Source organism: Mucilaginibacter sp. GW821-FHT07G05, from assembly GCF_059418565.1.
Genome location: NZ_JBWKQC010000026.1, coordinates 1 through 697 on the forward strand (window position 1 = coordinate 1; position 697 = coordinate 697).

The window sequence follows — 697 nt, forward strand, 5'->3', positions numbered from 1 at the left end:
CCCCCTCACGAACCAGTCTTTTACGGAAAGAAAGCAGCTTTTTAAGTTCTATTATAGTATTATTTAGTGGCCTGGCAGGCTCCAGGCGTTTGATCTTTTCTTCGCCATATCTACCAATACGATAGGCGTCGGCCTTGTCACTTTTACCCCTGGCCATACCCAGGGATTGTTTGATCTCTAACCCTGATACTCGGCAGTAAGCGATCGACTCTGATTCGCAAAATTGAATAAACCGGTATTCATACCCTCCCGTATATTCCAGTACCACAAAAGTTTCTTTCAGGTCAATCTCATTATCCCTGCACCATTTCTTTAATTTGCAGAACCCCTCACTGTTGTTGTCGATTCGAACCGGCAGCTTGCGTTCTGCCCAGCAGATGTCAAGTGTCTTCTTTGACACATCCACACCTAAAATAACATTCCATGCCTTCATACGTTCCTTCTTTAGAATACATTAATAAATTGCCTTTTGCCAATCACCTTTGATGAGTTAAGGGAATAATTATAGCTGGGCCTTAGGCAATCATAAAAGGCAGGGAACTAATACAAAACATAGTCCGGCAGACTACAGGGCAAATAAGTTCACCCTGCCTTTTATCATAACGTTATCCACAAAGTTTTTAGTTTTTAACACCCCCTTGGATCCCCCATTTCAACAATAGTAATTAGCCTTAAAAGATATTAATAAGACCAAAGG

General features: G+C 41.5%; 1 protein-coding gene. It reads right to left on the reverse strand.

Annotated elements, in window-relative coordinates:
* The coding region (locus tag AC07NA_RS26235) for an IS110 family transposase (RefSeq protein ID WP_494901030.1) at positions 1–433 on the reverse strand (433 nt) is incomplete at its 3' end.
* Positions 434–697: the final 264 nt, after the last annotated feature.